This is a genomic window from Pseudomonas sp. 2FE (genome assembly GCF_005503735.1).
GTDB lineage: Bacteria > Pseudomonadota > Gammaproteobacteria > Pseudomonadales > Pseudomonadaceae > Aquipseudomonas.
This window is the reverse complement of the sequence record NZ_SCMO01000002.1, coordinates 230,595-248,485: the sequence shown is the minus strand read 5'-3', so window position 1 is coordinate 248,485 and position 17,891 is coordinate 230,595. Positions and strand designations below refer to the sequence as shown.

At 63.8% G+C, this 17,891-nt stretch carries 12 protein-coding genes and 1 tRNA gene; 4 read left to right on the top strand and 9 right to left on the bottom strand.

Features of this window, described 5'->3' with window-relative positions:
• Positions 1-120 precede the first annotated feature (120 nt).
• The 8 genes from FFS12_RS06250 to FFS12_RS06215 all read right to left on the bottom strand — a co-directional run bounded on the left by FFS12_RS06250 (position 121) and on the right by FFS12_RS06215 (position 11,481).
• Positions 121-336, bottom strand: a complete 216-nt coding sequence (locus tag FFS12_RS06250; protein WP_137817659.1) for a DUF1127 domain-containing protein — start codon at positions 334-336, stop codon at positions 121-123.
• A gap of 524 nt (positions 337-860) precedes the next feature.
• Positions 861-2,294, bottom strand: coding sequence for an NAD(P)(+) transhydrogenase (Re/Si-specific) subunit beta (locus tag FFS12_RS06245; protein WP_137886041.1), 1,434 nt, complete (start codon positions 2,292-2,294; stop codon positions 861-863).
• Positions 2,294-2,614: an NAD(P) transhydrogenase subunit alpha gene (locus FFS12_RS06240; protein WP_108099125.1), complete on the bottom strand. Its 321-nt coding sequence runs from the start codon at positions 2,612-2,614 to the stop codon at positions 2,294-2,296. The genes FFS12_RS06245 and FFS12_RS06240 overlap by 1 nt, the downstream gene beginning before the upstream one ends.
• 14 nt (positions 2,615-2,628) lie before the next feature.
• Positions 2,629-3,750 (bottom strand): Re/Si-specific NAD(P)(+) transhydrogenase subunit alpha, encoded by a 1,122-nt coding sequence (locus FFS12_RS06235; protein ID WP_137886040.1) that lies wholly within the window; start codon positions 3,748-3,750, stop codon positions 2,629-2,631.
• Between the two features lie 491 nt (positions 3,751-4,241).
• Positions 4,242-6,836 (bottom strand): LuxR C-terminal-related transcriptional regulator, encoded by a 2,595-nt coding sequence (locus FFS12_RS06230; protein WP_137886039.1) that lies wholly within the window; start codon positions 6,834-6,836, stop codon positions 4,242-4,244.
• Positions 6,837-7,029: 193 nt separating this feature from the next.
• Positions 7,030-8,382, bottom strand: a complete 1,353-nt coding sequence (locus FFS12_RS06225; RefSeq protein WP_137886233.1) for a DUF1329 domain-containing protein — start codon at positions 8,380-8,382, stop codon at positions 7,030-7,032.
• 44 nt (positions 8,383-8,426) lie between these two features.
• Positions 8,427-10,196: a DUF1302 domain-containing protein gene (locus FFS12_RS06220; RefSeq protein WP_137886038.1), complete on the bottom strand. Its 1,770-nt coding sequence runs from the start codon at positions 10,194-10,196 to the stop codon at positions 8,427-8,429.
• A 376-nt stretch (positions 10,197-10,572) separates the two neighbouring features.
• A complete protein-coding gene (locus FFS12_RS06215) occupies positions 10,573-11,481 on the bottom strand; it encodes a LysR family transcriptional regulator (RefSeq protein ID WP_137886037.1) in 909 nt (302 codons plus the stop codon).
• Between the two features lie 195 nt (positions 11,482-11,676).
• Here FFS12_RS06215 and FFS12_RS06210 point away from each other — a divergent pair, with 195 nt between their 5' ends.
• Both FFS12_RS06210 and FFS12_RS06205 read left to right on the top strand, forming a co-directional pair.
• Entirely contained in the window at positions 11,677-12,858 is a 1,182-nt protein-coding gene (locus tag FFS12_RS06210) for an acyl-CoA dehydrogenase (protein WP_137886036.1), read from the top strand.
• A gap of 114 nt (positions 12,859-12,972) precedes the next feature.
• Positions 12,973-14,196 (top strand): CaiB/BaiF CoA-transferase family protein, encoded by a 1,224-nt coding sequence (locus FFS12_RS06205; RefSeq protein WP_137886035.1) that lies wholly within the window; start codon positions 12,973-12,975, stop codon positions 14,194-14,196.
• Between the two features lie 51 nt (positions 14,197-14,247).
• On the opposite strand, the gene FFS12_RS06200 is transcribed toward FFS12_RS06205, so the two are convergent.
• Positions 14,248-14,324, bottom strand: a tRNA-Arg gene (locus FFS12_RS06200).
• Positions 14,325-14,699: 375 nt separating this feature from the next.
• Here FFS12_RS06200 and gabD point away from each other — a divergent pair.
• Together gabD and gabT are read left to right on the top strand one after the other, a co-directional pair.
• Positions 14,700-16,142 carry an NADP-dependent succinate-semialdehyde dehydrogenase gene (gabD, locus tag FFS12_RS06195; RefSeq protein WP_137886034.1) on the top strand — a complete coding sequence of 481 codons (1,443 nt, stop codon included), beginning with the start codon at positions 14,700-14,702 and terminating at the stop codon, positions 16,140-16,142.
• A 422-nt stretch (positions 16,143-16,564) separates the two neighbouring features.
• A complete protein-coding gene (gene gabT / locus FFS12_RS06190; RefSeq protein WP_137886033.1) occupies positions 16,565-17,845 on the top strand; it encodes a 4-aminobutyrate--2-oxoglutarate transaminase in 1,281 nt (426 codons plus the stop codon).
• The last annotated feature ends 46 nt before the right edge of the window (positions 17,846-17,891 follow it).

Below are 17,891 nucleotides of genomic sequence, written 5' to 3'. Positions count from 1 at the left end.
GCTGCCAGCCAATAAATGCTTGGACCCATAACGACAAAACCCGCCAGCAGTGATCTGCGGCGGGTTTGTTGGTGCTGTTCGGGTGGCTGACGCTGTGTAGCTAGCCCAGCCAGGTGCGGCTTAACGCCAGAACGGCTTGTTCAGCTCGGCGTAGCGTTGTGCTTCGCTGATCCCGGCATCGGCCAGCAGGCGCGAATCCAGGCGGGCCAACTGGTGGCGGCTGACGATCCGGCGCTGCCACAGCAGCAGGTTGGAGAGCGCGCGCAGCGGCAGAGCGGCTTGAGCTTGGGACGAGGTGTTAGCGAAGAACAGGTCGGAACTGAGGGTGCGTTCCATGGTGTACATCCTTCCGCTTGTGGCGGGATTGGTTATTTAACTGGTGGCTATGATCCTCCTGTAACACCTGGGCCTGTAGTCACAGTTGTTCTAAATTGTGCTGGTCGGCGTGCACTTTTTTGGTGACTGTTTTGTTACTTATCGAAGCAACTGTACTGGTTTGCACCAAATCATGGCATTTTTGTCCGGCTAGCTCTGACTTTTTAGCCGGATTTGTAACCGATGGGAACGCAGGACCAGTACAGTTTTGCAAAGTTGAAAGGTGTTTTACCTGTAGAGGCATGAGGGAAGCAGACTTTTTGCTGTCCAGCCTGCTCTGTACGGGTCGGACCGCCAGCATCAGGCCGCGCTGAAGTAGTGGTTCAGCGCGGCGCGGTAAGCCGGATGCACACAGTTGTCGATAAGCACACGGCTGCGTTCTTCTCTACCAAGGTCGAACAAATGGCTCTATTTCGAGCCTTTGGCCGGCGGAAATAAAAAACCCCGGCACTGGGCCGGGGTCTTGTGACGCAGGCAGAGCGGCCTTAGTCGACCGCTTTGACCATGTCTTCGATGACTTTCTTGGCGTCGCCGAAGACCATCATGGTCTTGTCCAGGTAGAACAGTTCGTTGTCCAGACCGGCATAGCCGCTGGCCATCGAGCGCTTGTTGACGATGACGGTCTTGGCTTTATAGGCCTCGAGAATCGGCATGCCGGCAATCGGCGAGTTGGGGTCGGTCTTCGCCGCCGGGTTGACCACGTCGTTGGCGCCGAGCACCAGCACCACGTCGGTCTGGCCGAAGTCGGAGTTGATGTCCTCCATCTCGAACACCTGCTCGTAAGGCACTTCGGCCTCGGCCAGCAGGACGTTCATGTGCCCCGGCATCCGCCCGGCGACCGGGTGGATCGCAAACTTCACGGTGACGCCGCGGTGCGTCAGCTTCTCCGCCAGTTCCATCAGCGAATGCTGGGCACGGGCCACCGCCAGGCCGTAGCCCGGCACTATGATCACGGTGTCGGCGTTGGTCAGCAGGAACGCGGCATCGTCGGACGAGCCAGACTTCACCGGCCGGGCTTCCTGGGCGCCCGCCGGGCCGGCGGCTACCGCGCCGCCGAAACCGCCGAGGAGGACGTTGAAGAACGAGCGGTTCATCGCCTTACACATGATGTACGAGAGGATCGCACCCGAGGAGCCGACCAAGGACCCGGCGATGATCAGCATCGAGTTGTTCAGCGAGAAGCCGATCCCCGCTGCGGCCCAGCCCGAGTAGGAGTTGAGCATCGACACCACCACCGGCATGTCGGCGCCGCCGATCGGGATGATGATCAGCACGCCCATCACGAAGGCCAGCGCCAGCATCAGGGCGAAGGCGCCGAGGTTGCCGGTGAAGGTGAACACCAGGCCGAGGCCGAGGGTGCTCAGGCCCAGCAGCAGGTTCAGCTTGTGCTGGCCGGCGAACTGTACCGGTGCGCCCTGGAACAGGCGGAACTTGTACTTGCCCGACAGCTTGCCGAAGGCGATCACCGAACCGGAGAAGGTGATGGCACCGATGGCCGCACCGAGGAACAGTTCCAGGCGGTTACCGGCCGGAATCGCGTCACCCAGTTGCTTGACGATACCCAGGGATTGCGGCTCGACCACGGCGGCGATGGCGATGAACACCGCGGCCAGACCGATCATGCTGTGCATGAAGGCCACCAGCTCGGGCATCTTGGTCATTTCGACGCGCTTGGCCATGATCGCACCGGCAGTGCCGCCGACCAGCAGGCCAACGAGCACATAACCGATGCCTTGGCTGGCAATGTCCGCGCCGAGCTTGAACACCAGGCCGACGGTGGTAATGGCGGCCAGCGCCATCCCGAGCATGCCGAACAGGTTGCCGCGCCGCGACGAGGTCGGGTGGGACAGGCCCTTGAGCGCCTGGATAAAGCAGATCGAGGCGATCAGGTACAGGGTAGTTACCAGATTCATGCTCATTACTTGTCCCCCTCCGCTTTCGCCTTGGGCGCTTTCTTCTTGAACATTTCCAGCATCCGGCGGGTCACCAGGAAGCCACCGAAGACGTTGACCGCGGCCAGCGCCACGGCCAGGGTGCCCATGGTCTTGCCCAGCGGGGTGACGGTCAGCGCCGCGGCCAGCATGGCGCCGACTATGACGATCGCGGAAATCGCGTTGGTCACCGCCATCAGCGGGGTGTGCAGTGCGGGGGTAACGTTCCAGACCACGTGGTAGCCGACATAAATGGCCAGCACGAAGATGATCAGGTTGTAGATACCGGGGGAGATCAACTCTTCCATCGTCCTAGCCCTTCTTATGCGTTCTTACGGATGACTTGGCCGCCTGTGCACATCAGGCACGCGGCGACTATGTCGTCTTCGAGGTTGAGGTGGAACTTGCCTTCGCCGTCGACCACCAGCTTGAGGAAGTCCAGCAGGTTACGCGCGTACAGCGCCGAAGCGTCTGCGGCGACCATGGAGGCCAGGTTGGTGTGACCGACCAGGGTCACGCCATGCTGGATCACTACCTGATCGGCGACCGTCAGCGGGCAGTTGCCGCCTTGGGCGGCCGCCAGGTCGATGACCACCGAGCCCGGCTTCATCTGCGCCACCGTTTCCGCGCTGAGCAGCACCGGTGCCTTGCGGCCCGGAATCAGTGCGGTGGTGATGACGATGTCGGCCTGCTTGGCACGCTCGTGCACGGCAACCGCCTGACGCTGCATCCACGAAGCCGGCATCGGCCGGGCATAGCCGCCCACGCCTTCGGCGCACTCACGTTCTTCGTCGGTTTCATACGGCACATCGACGAACTTGGCGCCGAGGGACTCGATCTGCTCCCTTACCGCCGGACGTACGTCCGAGGCCTCGATCACCGCGCCCATGCGCTTAGCCGTGGCGATGGCCTGCAGGCCAGCCACACCGGCGCCAAGAATCAGCACGCGGGCGGCCTTCACGGTGCCGGCGGCGGTCATCAGCATCGGCATGAAGCGCGGATAGTGGTGAGCGGCGAGCAACACGGCCTTGTAGCCGGCGATGTTGGCTTGCGAGGACAACACGTCGAGGCTCTGCGCCCGGGAAGTCCGCGGCGCGGCTTCGAGGGCGAAAGCGGTCACGCCGCGCTCCGCCATCTGGGCGATGTTCTCGTTGTTGAACGGGTTGAGCATGCCGACCAGCACGGCGCCGGGCTTGAGCTGAGCCAGCTCGGCGGCGTTTGGCGCAACCACCTTGAGTACCAGATCGGCACCCAGGGCCGCGGCGGCATCACCAATGGTCGCGCCAACGGCGGCATAGGCACTGTCCGGAACACTGGCATTGATGCCGGCGCCGCTTTGGACGGTGACCCGATGGCCCTGGCCGATCAGCTTTTTGAGGGTCTCGGGAGTTGCGGCAACCCGCGTCTCGCCGGTAAAGGTCTCGAGAGGAACACCAATGTGCACTTCAAATCTCCTGCGTGATCGTTTTTAAAAAAACCAGAGCACTTTTAAAAAACCAGAGCACTGCGGATGGCGCACTGGGGTGGCGGATCATCACAAACCCGCACGGATTGCCATGCAATTGGCGGGGCGCGGCATTTTGCAGGTGAACCGTGAGGCCTTCAAGAAGTTCTGAAGGCTGACCTACAGATAACTACAAGTCATTGGGTGACCGATAGTTTCTATCAGGGTGCGACAAGTAGCGTGACTGCGGGCTTACAGCCTAATTTCGAGGCCATTTGCCAGGAAATGACATCCCTGACGTGAATAACCGTCCATCAGGTCAAGGCTAAACCCGCAGAGACCTGGCGGCATCCTGCGTTATCAGGCTAAGTGCCTGTTAATTAATGTTTTTAATGACCCCTATTAGGATTGGTTGGGGAAGCGGGCTGTAGCTAAGTGTATTTCTGACTACGGGGTCAAGAATGGCAGCCAAAAATCGGCTCATCGGTCTCTCAGACCAGTAGCCCCAGGCTCTTGGCACGCATGAGCGCTTGCGTGCGGCGCTTCACGCCGAGCTTGCTGTTGATCTTTTTCGTATGGGTTTTCACCGTATTCACCGAAATAAACAGGTAAGTGCCGATTTCCTGGTTGGAAAAACCGTCCGCGAGGAGCTGCAGCACCGTCCGTTCGCGTTGGCTGAGCAGGGCGTTGTGCTCCGCTGCCGAGTCGTTGCCGGGGGCGCCGGTTTTTAGTGGGGTTGCGTTGACAATGCCGGCCTTAGGGTCGGGCCAATCCTGCAACATGCCGTGCAGGCCGAGGCTCTCCGCCTGCTGCCGCGCGCTGTGCTCCAGGCTCGCTGCATCGGCGCGGCCGAGGCTGCGCCTGGCTTGCGCCAGCGCTAGCTGAACCTCGCAGGCCAGAGGTTTGAATTGCAGCGTGTCGCACAGTTCGAGCAGCGCCTGCAACAGGCCCTCGGCCTGCTCCGGATGCCCGGCGGCGTGCAGGGCGCGGGCCTGCAGCAAGCGATTGCGCAGCGGCAGGGTAGGGTAGTCGAGCGGTGCCATCCACGCCGGTTCAGTGCTGAAGTGGTGCTGAATGCCTTCGGCGATCGGGGTGATGCGCTCCCAGCGCCCCTGGCGGCCGAGCACGCGCATGCTTTGCAGCAGCTGCACGCCGCGATAGCACAGGCGCCAGACCTGGCCGCACTGCATCTGTCGCTCGGCCTCGCGCAGGTACAGGAAGGCCTGGTCGAACTGACCTTGGCGCGAACTCAGCTCGGCCAGCCCGAGATAACCGTGCAGCACGAAGGGGTCGGCGCATTCCTGCGCCTGCGCCACGCCGACCTGCAAGGATTGCTCGGCTGGCCTGTGCTCACCGTGCAGCAGATGCAGTTCGGCTTGCAGCAGATGCAGCCGGCCGAGCAGCAGGCTGTCGACCGCTTTACGCGAACCGATCAGGGCGAAGCTTTGCTCGATCAGGCTCTGTGCCCGCGGCAGTTCGCCACGCATCAGCAGCAGGCGAATCCGGTCGAGGTTGATCAGCGCTTCGAACAGCAGGCTGCCCCGGCGTCGCGCCAGCTCCAGGGCCGAGCGCAGGTAACCCGGTGCCGCTTGTGGATCGCGGGTGGCCATGGCCACCCGGGCCAAGGTCGAATAGCACAGCAGCTTGGGCATCCAGTCGGCTTCCGGCAGGTGCTCCAGGGCCTGCTGACAATGGTGCCTGGCGTCATCGGCACCGTGGTTACCGCGCAAGGCGGCCAAGGCGCCGCTCAGTGCCTGCCAGTTGGCGGTCAGCCGCCGCCCGCGCTGCGCACTCGGCTGTGGCTGGAAGCGCGCGAGCTGGTCGATGCAGGCTTCGGCCTGATCCAGGCGCCAGCTCAGCAGCAGGGCCCAGGCGTTCAGCGTCAGCAGACGCGGCGTGCTCTCCAACAGCACCGCCGGCAGTCGCTCACGCCAGGCGAGCAGGTGGGCCAGGTGCTGCTCACCGGTCAGCCATTCCTGGCCGAGGCGTTCCAGGTAGTTGGCGGCGACTTCCGGCTGGCCGGCGCAGAGCGCCTGCTCGATGGCGTCCTCGACCTGCCCGGCGGCGATGAACATGCGGCAAGCGCGCAGGTGCAGCTGGGTCGCGGCGGTAGCGCTGATGCGGTTGCGCAGGACGCGGGCGACCACCGGCAGCACGCGATACCAGACGCCGTCCTCATCCAGCGGCATGAAGAACGCCTGACGCTGCAGCAGCCGTTGAAACAGCTGAGCGCCGTCGCTTTCTTCCCAGAGGTGCTGGCAGAGCTCGGCGGAAATTTTCGGCAAGTGCACCAGGGCGAGCAGGCAGCGGGTTTCTTCCGCATCGAGGCGGTTGAGCAACTCGTGGTCGAGGTACTCCTTCAGCCAGCAGTGGTTGATGTTCTGCCCGCAGGCCTTGGCCGGGTCGCTCTGCTGCATGGCTTTGCCCGACAGTTGCAGGCGCGTGCCGGCGCACCAGCCTTCGGTTTCCTGCCACAGTTCGGCACGCATGGCCTGGCCGCTTTGCGGGGCGAGCAGGTCGATCAACTCGTCCTGTTCGCTGCGGCTGAAGGCCAGTTGCTGGGCTGCCAGCTCCAGCAACTCGCCGGCTAGCAGTAGGCGTGGGAGGTTCCACTCCGGCCTTTGCCGGGCACTGACCAGCAGATAAAGGTTAGGCAGCGAGCGGGCCAGCAACTGATCGACGCAGGCGTCCAGCTCGGGGGATGGATTGCTCGGGTAGTCGTCCAAGACCAGCCACAGGGGCTGATTCTGCCCGCTGAGCCATTGCAGCAGCGCGCTCGTCGCGGCGCTAGCCGGGAGGCGGCTGTTGAGGGCGGTGGCGATCTGGCCGAGCAACTGCTCGGCACTCAGCGGCTGGCCGGCCAGGCTCAGCCAGATGACCCTGCTCTGCGCGGGCAGCTGGCGCAGGTATTCACTGAGCAGCACGCTCTTGCCGAAACCCGCGGGGGCGACCAGCAGGCGCAGGCGTTCTTCCTCGGCGTGCAGCAGTTCGAGCAGACGCGGGCGGGGCAGGTGCGAGGGCGGCAGGCGCGGCAGATTGGCAAGCGGCGCACCGGACAGAGCTAGACCAGAGCATTGGCGCGGCATGGGCGGCTCTCGCGAATTGTAGTTATGGATGAACCGGAGAATTCTAGCCTAGCGCCATCACCCTTAAGGGGGAAGCAGGATGATTGAGGTTGATACAGCGCCATAAAGCTATGCGTAGCGCAGATGCGACAACGCCCCGCAAGCGGGGCGTTGTGCGTGCTGGAACGCGGCGCCAGGCCGCGTTGTGGCGGGGTTAGCGCACGCCGGCGTTACGCAGCGCGGCCGGAGTGTAGTCGGCGCCGGTGGCCTTGAAGCCGAACTCGGTACCGTGCTTCTCCTCGTTGCGCATGCCCAGGGCGATGTAGCGCCCGGAGATGATGTCGTACAGCGCCTCCAGGGTGTAGACGGGGACCTGCCGCTGGTAGTGCTGCTCGGCATGGCCCTCGCCGACCCGCCAGAGCTGGCCGCGGCCGTCGTAGTGGTCGGCCAGGGCGACCTGCCAGCTATCCTCGTCGACGAACAGGTGGCGCTTGGCATAGATATGCCGTTCGCCCGGCTTGACCGTGGCCTCCACTTCCCAGACCCGGTGCAGCTCGTAACGGGTCAAGTCCTGGTTGATATGCCCGGGCTTGAGCACGTCGGCGTATTTCAGGCTGGGCGAATCGAGCTTGTAGCTGTTGTAGGGGATGTACATCTCCTTCTTGCCCACCAGTTTCCAGTCATAGCGATCCGGCGCGCCGGAAAACATGTCGAAGTTGTCGGTGGTGCGCAGGCCATCGGCGGCGGTGCCGGGGCCGTCATAGGCGACCTGCGGGGCACGCCGCACGCGGCGCTGGCCGGCGTTGTAGATCCAGGCCAGGCGCGGTTCCTTGACCTGGTCGATGGTCTCGTGGACCAGCAGCACGTTACCCGCCAGGCGCGAGGGTGCGGTCACCTTCTGCTTGAAGTAGAGCAGGACGTTGCTCGCCTTGGCCTGGTCCAGCTCGATCATGTCGGTCGGGAAGGCCACCTCGTCCTCGAAGTGCACCGTGCTGAAGGAGCCGTTGGTCTGCGGCGTGGCCTGGACGATCAGGCGCCGGGCGTTGCCGCCGCGGTAGCGAGTGATATGGTTCCACAGCACCTGGACGCCATCCTTGGGAATCGGGAAGGCGTAGTAGCGGCTGTCGGCGAAGTTGGACAGGCCGTTGCCGTTGTCCACCGGTTGGGTGCTCACCGCACTCTTCTTCGCCGCCGCGTAGATCGCCTGGGGGGCGGCCGCGGTGCGGTGGCTCGGGTAGACCGGGATCTTGTAGGTGGCGGCATAGCGCTTGAACATCGCCAGCTGGCCGGGCGACAGCTTGTCCTTGTACTGCTCGGCGTTGGCCGCGGTGATGGTGAACAGCGGCTGCTCGCTGGCGAAGGGGTCGGCGAGGAAACCGTTGGTCACCGCCGCTGCGTCGGTCGGCAGGCCGCCGGTCCACGCGGGGATGCTGCCGTCGGCGTTGCCGGCTTTCTCCGCGCCCAGCGGAGTCAGGGTGGTGCCGAGCTTGGCGGCCTCCTCGGGGGAGACCGCGGCCATCACGCTGCCGGCCAGGAGGGACAGGGCCATGGCGGCGCCAAATTGCATGAATCGTTTTGTGCTCATCGTTCGAGTCCTTATGCGGGCCGCGCTTAGAAGTTCACGCCGAAGCTGAGGGCGACGAAGTCGCGGTCGGTGATGACGCTGTAATCGCCACCGAAGAAGTCGGTGTAACTCAGGCTGGCGGTGTAGGTGTTCTGGTAGTCGGCATTCAGGCCGAGGCTGATGGCTTTGGAGCCTTCGATGAAGTTTGGCCCATAGCCGTCGACGTCGTGCGACCAGGCGACGCTCGGCGTCAGGTTGACCCCGGCGATGGCGTTGGGGTAATCGAGGCTGGCGCGTGCGCGGTAGCCCCAGGAGCCGCTGGTGAAGAAGCCCTTGTCATTGCATTCCTGCGGGTTGGCGGCGTTGAAGGCGCGGCAGGTCGGTTGCGAAGACAATTGTCCCGAACCGAAGATCGGGTCGCGGCCGAAGCGCAGCTCGCCGACATCGTCGCTGATGCCGTTGATGTGGTTGTAACCCACCTCGCCCACCAGGGTCAGGCGGCTGGCGCCCAGCACCCGATCGATAAACTGCACCGCGGTGACCTGCGCCTGGGTGACCCCGCGGCGGTCGTAGCCGTGGATATCGCTGCCGGCGGTGTTCTGCGCCTGGCCGGACTGGAACACCGGCGAGAGCGACAGGCCGAGAGCGGCGAAGGACAGGTCGGTGGAGTTGATCTGCAGCGGCATGTTCGGCCGGTAGCTGACCTCGCCGGACAGCGCCGTGCCGCCGACGTTGGTCTGGAAGCTCAGGCCGTAGAGGCGGATGTCCTCGGGGTACTCGATAAAGTAGCGGGCGTTCCGCGCGCCGGGGATAAAGGCCGCGCTGGGGGTGGTGGTGCGGATGGTGCTGAACACCGGGCCGCGGCTGTGGTAGTTCATCGCGTAGGCGCCGAACTCGGTGTCGTTCAGCTCCGGCACGAACCAGCGCAGGGCCAGGCCGTACTGGCCGCTGTCTTTCGCATCGCGGTCGCCGGCGCGCGGGATATAGACGTTTTCGCCAGGGGCGAAGCTGTTGTTCGACTCGCCGGGCGGTAGGTCCGGGCCGAACACCACCAGGCGATCCGCGCAGCCATCGGCGACCACATCGGAGGTGGAGAAGAAGGTGCCGCAGTTATCCACCACGGTCTGGTCCCACTCCAGTTGATAGAAGGCCTCCATGCTTACAGCGTCGGTCAGGCTCTGGGACAGGTAGAGCATATTGACCGGGATCAGGCCTTCCTTGATCTCCGCGCCGGGGCGGCGGAAGGCGGCCACGTCGATCGGGTTGATCGAGTTGATGCTGTTGCCGATAAAGGTGCTCTCGCCCCAGCTGACCACCTGCTTGCCGACCCGCACGCTGCCCGGCAGTTCGCCGAGGTTGTAGTTGTGATAGAGGAAGGCATCGAGCAGCTGCGCACCGGAGGACTGCGCGCCCTCCTTACGGTTGTGGTCGTCGATGTCGTAGAACAGCCGGTGCTCGTCCTTCAGCTCGAAGTCGTACCAGTACTTGCCGCGGATAAACACCCCGGTGTCGCCGTACTTCAGTTCCAGGTCGTGGATGCCCTTGAAGATCTTCGAGAAGGTCTCGCCCTTCTTGAAGTTCAGGCGGCCGTCGTCGGAGGTCCGCGAGGAGGCCTTGCCGCCGCTGGCTACGGAGATGAAATCCGGGTCGGCGCCGCGGGTCGACCAGCTGGCCCCCACCGATAGTTGTGAATCGAACTGTGCCTCGAGCTCCCCGATGTTGAAATTAATGGCGTGGGCCTGGGCGCTGCAACCCAGGGCAACGGCGGCGGCCAGCAGGTGCGGCCGGAAGATTCCGCGCATTGTTCTTGTTGTCATGCGGCTCTCCTGAGGAGGAATAAGTGAGCCGCCATCCTAATCAGCCGAAAGTCTGGCCATAACTGCCTAAAGGGGCGATTTCATCTATCACCCAGGTGGGTGATGGCCGCGCACAACTGCGCCCTGCGCGCGGCTTTTTAGCGGCCTATACCGCAGGGTTTCGCGCGGGCGCGGGCATTTGTTTCGCGGCTGATACCTAGGGTTACAACGGGTGTGTCGTGGGCGCGGGCCGCCCAGGTGATCCCCTCGATACTCAGCGGAACTCGGGTTGGCAGGCGTAGGGCGTACTCGCGAAGCAGTACGCCATCACGCGGCGGACTGTTCGCTTCGCTCCTGAGTCCGCCCTACGGGATTACCATGGCCGCGAAAGATTGCCTCAACCCCGTCCGGCCTCGGAGCGGTACTGCCGCGCCTCTTCCACCAGCCAGTCCCGGAAGGCGCGCAGGGCCGCCGACTCGACTTTGCGCTCGGGGATGATCAGGTAGTAGGCCTTGTCGCTCAGGCAGGCGTGGTCCAGTGCCACCACCAGCCGCCCTTCGGCCAACTCGCGCTGGATCAGGAAGGGTGGAATCAGCGCGATGCCCATCTCGTGCATCGCCGCCTGGGCCAGCATGGAGAACAGCTCGTAGCGCGGCCCGGTCATGTCGCGTGGCACGTTCAGGCCGAGCGAGCCGAACCACTGGCGCCAGGCATAGGGGCGAGTGCTCTGTTGCAGCAGCGGCAGGCCGGCGATGGCCTCGACGGTCAACTGGCTGCCGGCCGGGATCAGCTGCGGGCTGCACACCGGCAGCGAGTTTTCCGGCATGAGAAAGTGCGACTCGGTACCCGACCAATCGGCATCGCCGAAATACACCGCGGCATCGAACTCGGTGTCGGCGAACAGAAAGGGCCGGGTGCGGTTGGTCAGGTTGACCGTGACCTCCGGGTGCAGCGCCTGGAAGTGCTTGAGTCGCGGCAGCAGCCACTGGGTGCCGAAGGTCGGCACTATGGCCAGCTCCAGGCTGCCGGCGCCATGCTGGCCCATCACCGAGAGGGTGTCGCGCTCCACCGCATCCAACTGCGCGGCCACTCGCCGGCTATAGGAGAGCCCCGCCTCGGTCAGCTTGACCCCGCGCCGCGAACGCCGGAATAACGCGATGCCGAGGAATTCTTCGAGGCCGGCGATTTGCCGACAAATGGCGCTTTGCGTCAGCGAGAGTTCTTCGGCCGCCTTGGTAAAGCTCTGGTGGCGGGCGGCGGCCTCGAAGCTGACCAGGGCGGCGGTGCTGGGGATTTTACGACGCATGGGCTTCTCTTATGCGTTAGATGCACACGAAAGCCGGTTTGCATGGCTTTCTAATTCATTACGGAGTGATAAATTAGCACAACACTGTGCAAAATCCTCGTTTGCCCGATTCGGCCTAGGCTGACTAGGATTGACCTATTCGCCAGCCCAGCGCTGGGCATCAACAACCGCAACGAACGATTGAGGAATCCGCATATGGCCGGTAAAGCACGCTTCAACTGGGAAGACCCACTGTTGCTGGATCAGCAACTGACCGCCGAGGAACGCATGGTGCGCGATAGAGCCCAGCAATTCGCCCAGGACAAGTTGGCCCCGCGCGTGCTGGAAGCCTTCCGCCATGAGCAGACCGACCCGGCGATCTTCCGCGAGATGGGCGAAATCGGCCTGCTCGGCGCGACCATTCCGGAAGCCTACGGCGGCAGCGGCCTCAACTACGTCAGCTACGGCCTGATCGCCCGCGAAGTGGAGCGGGTCGATTCCGGCTACCGCTCGATGATGAGCGTGCAGTCCTCCCTGGTGATGGTGCCGATCAACGAATTCGGCTCCGAGGCGACCAAGCAGAAGTACCTGCCCAAGTTGGCCAGCGGCGAATGGATCGGCTGCTTCGGCCTGACCGAGCCGGATCACGGCTCCGACCCGGGCTCGATGATCACCCGGGCGAAGAAAGTCGACGGCGGCTACCGCCTCAGCGGCGCCAAGATGTGGATCACCAACAGCCCGATCGCCGATGTCTTCGTGGTCTGGGCCAAGGACGATGCCGGCGAGATTCGTGGCTTCGTCTTGGAAAAAGGCTGGGCCGGGCTCAGCGCCCCGGTGATTCACGGCAAGGTCGGTTTGCGCGCCTCGATCACCGGCGAGATCGTCATGGACAACGTGTTCGTCCCGGAAGAGAACGCCTTCCCCGACGTGCGCGGCCTGAAAGGTCCGTTCACCTGCCTCAACTCCGCGCGTTACGGCATCTCCTGGGGCGCACTGGGTGCCGCCGAGTTCTGCTGGCACACCGCCCGTCAGTACACTCTCGATCGCAAGCAGTTCGGTCGCCCACTGGCGGCCAATCAGCTGATCCAGAAGAAGCTGGCGGACATGCAGACCGAAATCACCCTGGCCCTGCAGGGTTGCCTGCGCCTCGGCCGGATGAAGGACGAAGGCACCGCGGCGGTGGAAATCACCTCGATCATGAAGCGCAACTCCTGCGGCAAATCGCTGGACATCGCCCGCATGGCCCGTGACATGCTCGGCGGTAACGGCATCTCCGACGAGTTCGGCGTCGCCCGTCACCTGGTCAACCTGGAAGTGGTGAATACCTACGAAGGGACCCACGACGTGCATGCGCTGATCCTCGGCCGTGCCCAGACCGGCATTCAGGCGTTCTACTAAGTCGATTGGGAATGGCTGCGTGGGTCTCCTACGCGGTCGACCCAAGCTCGTAGGGTGCGCCATGCGCACCGCTGCGCTATTTCCGGTGCGCATGGCGCACCCTACGGAGAATCCATGTCCGGCGCCCTGTCCCACCTCCGCGTACTCGACCTTTCCCGCGTCCTCGCCGGCCCCTGGGCCGGTCAGATCCTCGCCGACCTCGGCGCCGAGGTGATCAAGATCGAGCGCCCCGGCAATGGCGACGACACCCGCGCCTGGGGCCCGCCCTTCCTCAAGGATGCCAACGGCGAGAACACCAGCGAGGCGGCCTACTACCTCTCGGCCAACCGCAACAAACAGTCGGTCACCCTCGACTTCACCCAGCCGGAAGGCCAGCGCATCGTCCGCGAGCTGGCGGCCAAGTCGGACATCCTGCTGGAGAACTTCAAGGTCGGCGGCCTGGCCGCCTATGGCCTCGACTACGCCTCGCTGAAAGCCATCAACCCGCGGCTGATCTATTGCTCGATCACCGGCTTCGGCCAGTACGGGCCCTATGCCAAACGCGCCGGTTACGACTTCATGATCCAGGGTCTCGGCGGCCTGATGAGCCTGACCGGTCGCCCGGACGGTGAAGCGGGCGGCGGCCCGGTCAAGGTCGGCGTGGCGCTGACCGATATTCTCACCGGCCTCTATTCGACCGTCGCCGTGCTCGCCGCGCTGGCGCACCGTGAGCAAGGCGGCAGCGGCCAGCATATCGACATGGCCCTGCTCGACGTGCAGGTCGCCTGCCTGGCCAACCAGGCGATGAACTACCTGACCACCGGCACGCCGCCGCGGCGCCTCGGCAACGCGCACCCGAACATAGTGCCGTACCAGGACTTCCCCACGGCGGATGGCGACTTCATTCTCACCGTGGGTAACGACGGCCAATTCCGCAAATTCTGCGAAGTCGCCGAGCACCCGGAATGGGCGGACGATCCGCGTTTCGCCACCAACAAGCTGCGGGTGGCGAATCGTGCGGTGCTGATTCCGCTGATCCGGCAGGCCACGGTGTTCAAGACCACCGGCGAATGGGTGACGGCGCTGGAGCAGGCGGGTGTGCCGTGCGGGCCGATCAATGACCTGGCGCAGATGTTCGCCGACCCGCAAGTACAGGCGCGCGGTCTGCGCGTCGAGCTGCCCCACGCGTTGGGCGGCACGGTGCCGCAGGTGGCCAGCCCGATCCGCCTTTCGGAGACCCCGGTGCAATACCGCAACGCGCCGCCGCTCTTGGGCGAGCATACCGTCGAGGTGTTGCAGAAGGTCTTGGGGCTCGACGCCGGGCAGATCGAAGCCTTGCGTCAGGCGGGCGTGGTTTAACCCGGCGGCAACAAAAAGGGCCTAGGTTTTCACCTAAGCCCTTGTCGTAGTTGGTGCACCAGGCGGGATTCGAACCCACGACCCCTGCCTTCGGAGGGCAGTACTCTATCCAGCTGAGCTACTGGTGCGATGCGGGCGCCATGATACGCATCTCGGTGGCAGGCGTCCATGCCAGGGAGACTTGTTCGTGATATTGAACGAAAGTACTAGGCTAGCCAGTCAATGATCAGAAAAGCGTCACTTATAATGAGGTTTCGTTAATTTTTTCGAACAGGCTATTGCCCTTTGCCCGGCGCGACCCTAGGATTCGTTTGAGATTTCAAACGCCTTCGACGCGAACAGGGGCTTACCGTACTCGGCGGCCTGCGCCTTGTTCCAATTGCCGCCGTCAGGGCTCAGTCGGTACGACGTGTCATCCATTATTTCTGACTGCAGCTGTCTAAGCTGGGTCGAGTCACAACCATTCTGCCCGGTGCCTGTGTGTCGGGGTAAAGGAGACGGCCATGCAACTCAAAGACGCTCAACTGTTCCGCCAGCAAGCCTATATCGACGGCGCCTGGGTAGACGCGGACAACGGCCAGACCATCAAGGTCAACAACCCGGCCACTAACGAGATCATCGGCAGCGTGCCGAAAATGGGCGCCGCCGAAACCCGGCGTGCCATCGAAGCCGCTGACAAGGCCCTGCCGGCCTGGCGCGCGCTGACCGCCAAGGACCGCGCCAACAAGCTGCGCCGCTGGTTCGAACTGTTGATCGAAAACCAGGACGACCTCGGCCGCCTGATGACCCAGGAACAGGGCAAGCCGCTGGCCGAAGCCAAGGGCGAGATCGTCTACGCCGCCTCTTTCATCGAGTGGTTTGCCGAAGAAGCCAAGCGCGTCTATGGCGACGTGATTCCCGGCCACCAGCCGGACAAGCGTCTGCTGGTGCTCAAGCAACCGATCGGCGTAACTGCGGCGATCACCCCGTGGAACTTCCCGGCGGCGATGATCACCCGCAAAGCCGGCCCGGCCTTGGCCGCCGGCTGCACCATGGTGATCAAGCCGGCCAGCCAGACGCCGTTCTCGGCCCTGGCGCTGGTCGAACTGGCGCACCGTGCCGGTATCCCGAAAGGCGTGCTCAGCGTGGTCACAGGCTCGGCTGGCGACATCGGCGGCGAGCTGACCAGCAACCCGATAGTGCGCAAGCTGTCCTTCACCGGCTCGACCGAGATCGGTCGCCAGCTGATGGCCGAATGCGCCAAGGACATCAAGAAAATCTCGCTGGAACTGGGCGGCAACGCGCCGTTCATCGTGTTCGACGATGCCGATCTGGATGCGGCGGTGGACGGTGCCCTCGCCTCCAAGTACCGCAACGCCGGCCAGACCTGCGTGTGCGCCAACCGTCTGTACATTCAGGACGGTGTCTACGACGCCTTCGCCGAGAAGCTGAAAGCCGCGGTGGCCAAGCTGAAGATCGGCAACGGTCTGGACGACGGCATCACCACCGGTCCGCTGATCGACGAGAAGGCCGTGGCCAAGGTCCAGGAACATATCGCCGACGCCGTGAGCAAGGGCGCCACGGTGGTCGCCGGCGGCAACAGCCTGGGCGGCAACTTCTTCGAGCCGACCATCCTGGTCAACGTGCCGAACAACGCCGCGGTCGCCAAGGAAGAGACCTTCGGCCCGCTGGCGCCGCTGTTCCGCTTCAAGGACGAGGCCGAGGTGATCGCCATGTCCAACGACACCGAATTCGGCCTGGCGTCCTACTTCTATGCCCGCGACCTGGGCCGGGTGTTCCGCGTCGCCGAGGCGCTGGAGTACGGCATAGTCGGCATCAACACCGGGATCATCTCCACCGAGGTGGCGCCGTTCGGCGGCATCAAGGCCTCGGGCCTGGGCCGTGAGGGCTCCAAGTACGGGATCGAAGACTACCTGGAAATCAAATACCTCTGCCTCGGCATCTAGTAGCTACTGCGCATCGGTGATGCTGCGTTGGCGGGCTCGGGAAAAATGCTCATTGGCTACAGCCAACTCCGCTTTTTCCTGAACCCACCGCCTAGCCTGACCTTCGCTCGCTACGCTACTAGTGGCCTGTACGGTTGGTTCGTTAACTTAAATTCGGATGCCGGGAGTCGCGAGGCAAGGCGCAAAGACGAGTCGTAGCACGGCTACGGCGAGGAATTGCAACGCTGGATCGCGGCTTCAGGCGCCGAAGTTAACTAATGGAACTAGCCACACAGGCCACTAGACCGCTGGTAAAAAGCAACAAAGAACCCCTGAGCAGCCGGCAGGGCCGTGGCAGTCGATCATCGTATGCTGCCCGCGCCTTTCCCCGGCTGCGTTACTCCTTGAACTGCGCCGACCGATGAGCGGCGAATGAGGACTCTATGAACAAAACTAACGAATCCCTGATGCTGCGCCGCCAGGCCGCCGTTCCGCGCGGTGTCGGCCAGATCCACCCGATCTTCGCCGAGTCGGCGAAGAACGCCAGCGTGATCGACGTCGAAGGGCGTGAATTCATCGACTTCGCCGGCGGCATCGCGGTGCTCAACACCGGTCACCTGCATCCGAAGGTCGTTGCCGCCGTGCAGCAGCAACTGACCAAGCTGACCCACACCTGCTTCCAGGTACTGGCCTACGAGCCCTACGTGGAGGTCTGCGAGAAGATCAACGCCAAGGTCCCGGGCGATTTCGCCAAGAAGACCCTGCTGGTCACCACCGGCTCGGAAGCGGTGGAAAACGCCGTGAAGATCGCCCGTGCCGCCACCGGTCGCGCCGGCATTATCGCCTTCACCGGCGGCTACCACGGCCGCACCATGATGACCCTCGGCCTGACCGGCAAGGTCGTTCCCTACTCGGCCGGCATGGGCCTGATGCCCGGCGGTATCTTCCGTGCCCAGTACCCCTGCGAACTGCATGGCGTCAGCACCGATGACGCAATCGCCAGTATCGAGCGGATCTTCAAGAACGACGCCGAGCCGAAAGACATCGCCGCGATCATCATCGAGCCGGTGCAGGGCGAAGGTGGTTTCTACGTCGCGCCGAAAGATTTCATGCAGCGCCTACGCGCCCTCTGCGACCAGCACGGCATCCTGCTGATCGCCGACGAAGTACAGACCGGCGCCGGCCGTACCGGCACCTTCTTCGCCATGGAGCAGATGGGCGTGACTGCCGATCTGACCACCTTCGCCAAATCCATCGCCGGCGGCTTCCCGTTGGCCGGTGTGTGCGGCAAGGCGGAATATATGGACGCCATCGCGCCGGGCGGTCTGGGCGGCACCTATGCCGGCAACCCGCTGGCGTGCGTGGCCGCGTTGGCGGTGATGGAAGTGTTCGAGGAAGAACAGCTGCTGGATCGCTGCAAAGCGGTCGGCGAGCGTCTGGTGACTGGTCTCAAAGCCATTCAGGCCAAGCACAAGAGCATCGGTGACGTGCGCGCCCTCGGCGCCATGATCGCCGTCGAGCTGTTCGAAGACGGCGACCACCACAAGCCGGCGGCCGCACTGGTCAATGCCGTGGTGGCCAAGGCCCGCGACAAGGGGCTGATCCTGCTGTCCTGCGGTACTTACGGCAACGTCCTGCGCGTGCTGGTGCCGATCACCGCGCAAGACGCTCTGCTGGACAAAGGCTTGGCGATCATCGCCGAGTGCTTCAACGAACTCGCCTAGGGCTCACCAGCCAGGCAGTCCTGAGACCCGCTTCGGCGGGTCTTTT